Genomic DNA, 7,509 nt, shown 5'->3' with positions numbered 1-7,509 from the left:
GTCGGCGGCAGGCCAGGCCCCCGTCCCCAGGAGCGCCCGCGGCCATGGCGCAGGTGGCCACCTGGGGCAGCCGGATCGCCAGTTCCTCCAGCCGGCGCCGGTCCCCCTCCCGGTTGAGCAGGGGCAGCCAGCGGGCCCGGTCCTCTTCCACCTGGGGCAGCCAGCGGCCGCGGGCGATCAGGCTCAGGGCCCAGCGCTCCAGATGGCTCCACCAGCGCAGATCGTCGGCCAGGCCGGGGTCGTCGCCGGAGAGGGGCAGCCCGGCGAGCCATTCGCCCGCCCCCGCCGGATCGAGGGCCAGGCCCTCCACCCGCCAGGGCCACCACTGCACCTCCTTGGGGATCGGTTCGCCTGCCTGCAGGGGCAGACCGCTCCAGGCGGCCAGGCCCTCACTGGCCGCCTTGCGGCGGCCGCGGGCCCCCTGGCTGCGGCTGGGCAGGGTGAGCTGGGCCTCCGCCGGCCGGAAGGCCTCCGACCAGAGGCCATGGTCATCCAGCCAGGCGCCCAGATCGTCGACGCTGAGGGACAGGGGATGGTCGGGAACGGTGCGCAGCGGCGCCACCGGCGTGGCGACCCTCCAGGTGTCGGCCCAGAGCAGCAGCCGGCCGCCGGCCCCTTCCGGCGGAAACAGCCAGGTGGCATGCAGCAGGCTCATGGCCGCAGAGCCGGCAGGAGGCGCTGGGCGGCCTGCAGCAGCAGGGCGCTGCCGATCAGGGGCAGCCAGAGCGGCAGCCAGCCGCGCAGCAGCTCGAGGATTGCGCCCAGCGTCCCGCGGGCCAGAGGCTGATTCAGGAGGGCCTGGATCTCCGGGACCGGCAGGGCCAGGGGGGTGACCGCCACGGGCCCCCCGAGGCTGCGGATGCCGCAGACCGCCCCCACCAGACCGGCGGCCAGGTGATCGTCATCCGGATCAACCCGCTGCAGGTGGAAGGCCAGCAGGCCGTAGAAGAAGCCGCATCCCCCCGACCGCAGCCCACTGTCCAGGCCGGCCGGCAGGCCGATCAGGGCGGCGGCGAGTCCGCCCAGCAGCGCCCACGACAGGGACTGCAGCCGCAGACGGGCACGGGAATCGTCGGACGCCTGGGTCAACGGCAAGGCCATGGCGATGGCCCGATCATGCCTGGCCATCGGCAGGCTTACATTATTCAGCGGCGCTGGCCAGTGCAGCGGGTCAGCCTGAACAGGGCCTTTTGATCCCAGCCGCTCCGGCCTGTCCCTGGTCCTCCGGGCCTCCCCCCTTCGGCCGCTGTTGCCGTCACGGCCTTCCGGTGTTTCCCTGACGTCCAGTCACGCGTCCCTGCTGCCTGGCAGGGCGCTGATCCCCACCACGGTTGGCCACCCCCTTGAGCGCCGCCCATCCGCCACCGCACGCCTCCGATGCCCACCAGGCACGGCGCGCGCTGCCGGAGATGCTCCAGATCGCCACCGCCATCAGCGGGGCGGTCAACCTGCCGGCCCTGCTGCGGCAGATCCTTTCCAGCTCCAGGGATCTCACCCTCAGCGACGCCGGCAGCATCTACCTGGTGGAGGAGGAGAAGGGGGAGAAGCGGCTCTGGTTCACCGCCTTCCAGAACAGCTCCCTGGCCGCCGGCGACACCGGCATCGACGCCAGCCTGCTGGATGTGCGCTTCCCGATCACCCCCGAGCGGCTGGTGGGCTGGACGGCCCTGCACGGCGAGCCGCTCAACCGGAGCGACGTCTACGCGATTCCCGCCGACCGTCCCTACCGCTTCGACGCCGAACTGGATCGCCGCATGGGCTACCGGGCGGTCTCGATGCTCGTGGTGCCGCTGCGGACCATGGCCGGGGAGGTGGTGGGGGTGATGCAGCTGATCAATCGCAAACGCCAGGCGGGCTCGGTGCTCACGCCCGAGACGGCCGCCTCGCTGGTGCGCCCCTTCGACGCCGGCGACCAGCAGCTGATCGAGGCCCTGGCGGCCCTGGCGGCGGTCTGCGTCGAGCGCACCCAGGCCCTGGAGGGACAGCAGCGGCAGATCGATTCGATGATCGCCCTGCTGGCCGGCGCGATCGATGCCCGCAGCTCCCACACCGGCCGCCATTGCTCCCGGGTGCCGGAGCTGGCCCTGCTGCTGGCGGAAGCGGCCGAGGCCACCGAGGAGGGGCCGCTGGCCCCCTTCCGCTTCAAGGGGGAGGCGGAGCGCCGGGAGTTCCGCACGGCGGCCTGGCTGCACGATTGCGGCAAGATCGTGACGCCCGAGGCGGTGGTGGAGAAGGCCACCAAGCTGGACGCCCCCGTCAACCGGCTGCACGAGATCCGCACCCGCTTCGAGGTGCTGCTCCGGGATGGACGCATCGCCAGGCTCGAGGGTCTGCTGGCGGGCGGCGACCCGGACGCCCTGGACCAGGAGTACGCCCGGCTGGAGCAGGAGCTGCAGGCGGATTTCGCCTGCGTGGCCCGCTGCAACCTGGGCAGTGAAGGCACCGACCCGGAGGATCTGGCCCAGCTGCGGCGGCTGGCGGAGCGCACCTGGTGGCGCCATTTCGACGACCGGCTTGGCCTGGGCTGGGAGGAGCAGACCCGGTACAGCGGGCCGCCGCCGCCCCTGCCCGCCCTCGAGTTCCTGCTCAGCGACGCCCCCCACCACCGCATCCCCCGGCCGCCCGAGCAGGTGCCGGAGGCCCGCTGGGGGTTCAACCTGGCGGTGCCGGAGCTGCTTTACGACCGCGGTGAGCTCCACAACCTCTCGGTGGCCAGGGGCACCCTGACCCCCGAGGAGATCTACAAGATCCGCGAGCACATGATCCACACGATCGTGATGCTGGAGAGCATGGCCTTTCCCCCATCCCTGGCCCGCGTCGCGGAGATCGCGGGGGGGCACCACGAAACCCTCGACGGTCGCGGCTACCCTCGGGGGCTGGGGGCGGAGAAGTTGTCGATCCCGGCCCGGATCCTGGCCATCGCCGACATCTTCGAGGCCCTCACCGCCGCCGATCGGCCCTACAAGCGGGGCATGCCCCTGTCCCAGTCCCTGGCGATCCTGGCCGGCCTGCGGGATCGCGGCCGCATCGATGCCGACCTGTTCGCGCTGTTCCTGCGATCCGGCGTGTACCTCACCTACGCGGAGTGCTTCATGAGCGCCGACCAGATCGATCCGGTGGATCTGGATGCCCTGCTGGGGCCCCGGCCCACCTCGGCCTGAGGCCCCCTTCGGTTTCGCCAGGGTTCTCCAGAGTCAGCGATACGCTTCCGGTGGCAAGGTGGATCGCGAGGCCAGGAATGACGCCTGCTTGCCGGTATCTGTTGCTACGAAATGCTGGACGATCGCCACGACACACCCCTGTTGCCGCTGCATGGTCCCGACCGCCATCCCAATGTGATTCAGGAGCTGCTCGGCGAGCTCCACGCCGCCTTCTCCGGCGTCAGGGATGGCCGGGTGGCGGACTACATCCCCGAGCTGGCCAAGGCCTGCCCTGATGATTTCGGCATCGTCATCGCCACGTCGGGTGGGCGGATCTACGAAATCGGTGACACGAGAAAGGAATTCACGATCCAATCGATCTCCAAGCCCTTCATCTATGCGCTTGCCCTGAAGTTGTTGTCGTTTGACTTCATGGCTGGCAAGATCGATGTGGAGCCTTCAGGGGAAGCCTTCAACGCCATCAGCCTGGATTCGGACTCGGGAAAGCCGCGCAATCCCATGATCAATGCAGGGGCAATCGCCGCTTCCGCCCAGATCTGTGATGCCGACCCCAGCGGTGCCATCGACCTGCTGCTGGATTATTTCGAGGAGCTGGCCGGCCGTCGCCTGACGATCAACGAGGACGTCTACCTCTCGGAGAAGCAGACGGGCCATCGCAACCGTGCCATCGGTCATCTGCTTCGTAACTTCAACATCATCGAGTCCGACCCCGAACCCGCCCTCGATCTCTATTTCCGCCAGTGCGCCATCTCCGTCACCTGCCACGATCTGGCCGTGATGGCCGCCACCCTGGCCTGCCAGGGCCGCAATCCCTTCACCGGCGGCCAGCCGCTCCCCCACGACATCACCGTCAGGGTGATGGCCCTCATGGGCACCTGCGGCATGTACGACTTCGCCGGCCAGTGGCTCCATGACGTCGGCATTCCGGCCAAGAGCGGGGTGGCCGGCGGCGTCATGGCGGTGATCCCGGGACGGCTCGGCATTGCCACCTATTCCCCGCCCCTCGACAACTTCGGCAACAGTGTCCGGGGGGTGGCCGTCTGCCGTCAGTTGTCGGTGGGGGTGGGTCTGAGCCTGTTCAACCAGTACTCCCAGACCGATGCCACCATCCGCCGTTCCTACCAGGGGTCGCAGCGGAAATCACGCCGCTGGCGCAGTGACCGCGAACTGGCGATCCTGGCCCCGCACCGGGATGAGGTGCGCATCATTCACGTGCAGGGGGTGCTCGATTTCGGAGGCATCGAACAGCTGGCCTCCGAACTGGTGCGGCTCAGCAATGACGTGCGCGTCCTCATTCTCGACCTGGCCCATGTGACCGAATGCCCGCTGGAATCCTCCGGGCTGCTGGACCGCCAGCTCTGCTCGATGGAGGACGAGGGCGTCGAGATCCTGCTCTCCCGTGCTGGCCGGCTGCCCCTGGTCGCCATGCCCGACTGGAAGATCACCGATCGGGTCTCGAGCTACGAGCATCTGGATTCGGCCCTCGAGGCGGCCGAGGACCTGCTGCTGTCGTGGTACTCCCCGGCGGAGGGGGGGGAGGAAGCCGCCGCTGCTCCGGCCGATACCCTCGGAGATCACGGCCTGCTTGCCCCTCTGAGCGAGTCACAGCGGCGGATCCTGGCGGATCGCCTGACCAGGCGATCGTTCGTGGCCGGGGATTTCGTGATCCGCCGCGGTGATCCCGGGGACGAAATGTTCCTGGTGCGTTCCGGCTCCTTCGACATCGCCCTCGACATCAAGACCGGCGATGGGGTCTGCCACTCCACCCGGCTCGCCACCTTCGGCCCCGGGCTCTGTTTCGGCGAGATCGGCTTCGTGGCCCAGACGCCCCGCACCGCCGACATCATCGCCACCCAGCCAGGCGAGTGCTGGGTGCTGCACCGCAGCGCCTTCGAGGACCTCAGCGTCAGCCATCCCGATGTGGTGATCGCCCTGCTCAAGGCCCTCACCTGCGACATCGGCGCCAAGCTCAGCCAGACCAGTGTCCAGTTGACCCTGATGGAGCACTACTGAGCGCCGCCGGAGCCCGCCGGCCCCCGCGCTGGGCGATCATGCCTGTCCCAGGACCTCTCCCTGCGTCGTCGTGATGGCTGCCGATTCCACCCGCCCCAGGCCCCGCAGCGGAGCCGAGATCCGGGAGGCCTTCCTGGCGTTCTACGAGCAGCGGGGGCACCGGCGGATGGCCAGCGCCTCTCTGGTGCCCGACGACCCGACGGTGCTGCTCACCATCGCCGGCATGCTGCCGTTCAAGCCGGTGTTCCTCGGCCAGGCGGCGCCCCCGGCGCCCCGGGCCACCAGCAGCCAGAAGTGCATCCGCACCAACGACATCGAGAACGTGGGCCGCACCGCCCGGCACCACACGTTCTTCGAGATGCTGGGCAACTTCTCCTTCGGCGACTACTTCAAGGAGGAGGCGATCGCCTGGGCCTGGGAGCTCACCACGGAGGTGTTCGGCCTCGATCCGGCCCACCTGGTGGTCAGCGTCTTCCGGGACGACGACGAGGCCGCCGCCCTCTGGCGTGACGCCGTGGGGGTGGATCCGAAGCGGATCATCCGCATGGACGAGGCCGACAACTTCTGGGCCTCCGGCCCCACCGGCCCCTGCGGCCCCTGCTCGGAGATCTACTACGACTTCCACCCGGAACGGGGTGACGACGGCATCGACCTGGAGGACGACAGCCGCTTCATCGAGTTCTACAACCTGGTGTTCATGCAGTACAACCGCGACGCGGCCGGCACCCTCACGCCCCTGGCCCGGCGCAGCATCGACACCGGCATGGGCCTGGAGCGCATGGCCCAGATCCTGCAGCAGGTGCCGAACAACTACGAGACCGACCTCATCTATCCGCTGGTGGAAGCCGCCGCCTCCCTGGCGGGGCTGGATTACCGCGCCCTCGACGCCCGCGCCCAGACCTCCCTCAAGGTGATCGGCGACCACAGCCGGGCCATCACCCAGCTGATCGCCGACGGCGTCACCGCCTCCAACCTGGGCCGGGGCTACGTGCTGCGCCGCCTGCTGCGCCGTGTCGTGCGCCATGGTCGGCTGCTGGGCATCGACCGTCCCTTCCTGGCGGCGATGGGGGAGGCGGCGATCGAGCTGATGGCCGCCGCCCATCCCCAGCTGCCAGAGCGCCGCGAGGTGATTCTGGCCGAGCTGGTGCGGGAGGAGGCCCGCTTCCTCGACACCCTGGAGCGGGGCGAGAAGCTGCTGGCCGAGGTGCTCGCCGCCCGGCCGGAGCGCATCAGCGGCGACGCGGCCTTCGAGCTCTATGACACCTACGGCTTTCCGCTGGAGCTCACCGAGGAGATCGCCGAGGAGCACGGCCTGACGGTGGATCTGGACGGCTTCGAGGCGGCCATGGAGCGCCAGCGGCAGCGGGCCAAGGCGGCGGCCGTGAGCATCGACCTCACCCTGCAGGGGGCGATCGAGCAGGTGGCCGGTTCGCTCGAGCCCACCGACTTCCGCGGCTACGAGGCCCTCGACCAGGCGGCCTGCGTGCTGGCCCTGGTGGTCAACGGGGAGCCAGCCACCACGGCCTCTGCCGGTGATGCGGTGCAGATCGTGCTCGACAGCACCCCCTTCTACGGCGAATCGGGCGGCCAGGTGGGCGACCGGGGCGTGCTGCTGGCCGGGGAGGCAGGCGCCGACGTCGGCTCGGGCCTGATCGTGGCCATCGAGGCGGTGAGCCGCAACCGCAGCGTCTTCGTCCACAGCGGCCGGATCGAGCGCGGCCATCTGGCGGTGGGCGATGTGGTGCAGGCCCGGGTGGATCGCAGCTGCCGCCGCCGCGCCCAGGCCCACCACACCGCCACCCACCTGCTGCAGGCGGCCCTGAAGCAGGTGGTGGATGACGGCATCTCCCAGGCGGGCTCCCTGGTGGATTTCGACCGCCTCCGTTTCGACGTCCACTGCCCCCGGGCCCTGACACCGGCCGAGCTGGAGCAGATCGAGGACCTGGTCAACGGCTGGATCGCCGAGGCCCACCCCCTGGAGGTGGCGGAGATGGCCCTGGAGCGGGCCCGGGCCGCCGGGGCCGTGGCCATGTTCGGCGAGAAGTACGGCGAGGTGGTGCGGGTGGTGGATGTGCCCGGCGTCTCGATGGAGCTCTGCGGCGGCACCCACGTGGCCAACACCGCCGAGATCGGCCTGTTTCGGATCGTCGCCGAGACGGGGGTGGCGGCGGGCATCCGCCGCATCGAGGCCGTGGCCGGCCCCGCCCTGCTCCCCTACCTGCGGGAGCGCGACCGGGTGGTGCGCGAGCTGGCCGACCGCTTCAAGGCCCAGCCTGGCGAGATCCTCGAGCGGGTGGCCCTCCAGGGCGAGGAGCTGCGGGCCACCCTCAAGGAG

The 7,509-nt window shown here is 70.1% G+C and carries 4 protein-coding genes and 1 pseudogene; 3 read left to right on the top strand and 2 right to left on the bottom strand.

The features are described 5' to 3' along the window. Together VB737_RS13215 and VB737_RS13210 are read right to left on the bottom strand one after the other, a co-directional pair. A pseudogene (locus VB737_RS13215) lies at positions 1–655 on the bottom strand (DEAD/DEAH box helicase); the annotation flags it as partial. Continuing rightward, positions 652–1,101, bottom strand: coding sequence for a hypothetical protein (locus VB737_RS13210; RefSeq protein ID WP_500313620.1), 450 nt, complete (start codon positions 1,099–1,101; stop codon positions 652–654). The gene VB737_RS13210 and the pseudogene VB737_RS13215, both read right to left, overlap by 4 nt. A gap of 230 nt (positions 1,102–1,331) precedes the next feature. On the opposite strand from VB737_RS13210, the gene VB737_RS13205 reads away from it, so the two are divergent. From VB737_RS13205 to alaS, 3 genes are all read left to right on the top strand, one after another. Then, positions 1,332–3,161, top strand: a complete 1,830-nt coding sequence (locus VB737_RS13205) for an HD domain-containing phosphohydrolase (protein ID WP_500313619.1) — start codon at positions 1,332–1,334, stop codon at positions 3,159–3,161. A 111-nt stretch (positions 3,162–3,272) separates the two neighbouring features. Beyond that, entirely contained in the window at positions 3,273–5,174 is a 1,902-nt protein-coding gene (gene glsA, locus VB737_RS13200; protein ID WP_500313617.1) for a glutaminase A, read from the top strand. A gap of 73 nt (positions 5,175–5,247) precedes the next feature. Continuing rightward, positions 5,248–7,509 (top strand): alanine--tRNA ligase (alaS, locus tag VB737_RS13195; protein ID WP_500313615.1); only part of this gene is annotated, 2,262 nt, incomplete at its 3' end.

Source organism: Synechococcus sp. BA-120 BA3, assembly GCF_034931285.1.
In the GTDB taxonomy this organism is placed as follows: domain Bacteria; phylum Cyanobacteriota; class Cyanobacteriia; order PCC-6307; family Cyanobiaceae; genus Cyanobium.
This window is presented reverse-complemented; position numbering and strand designations above follow the sequence as displayed.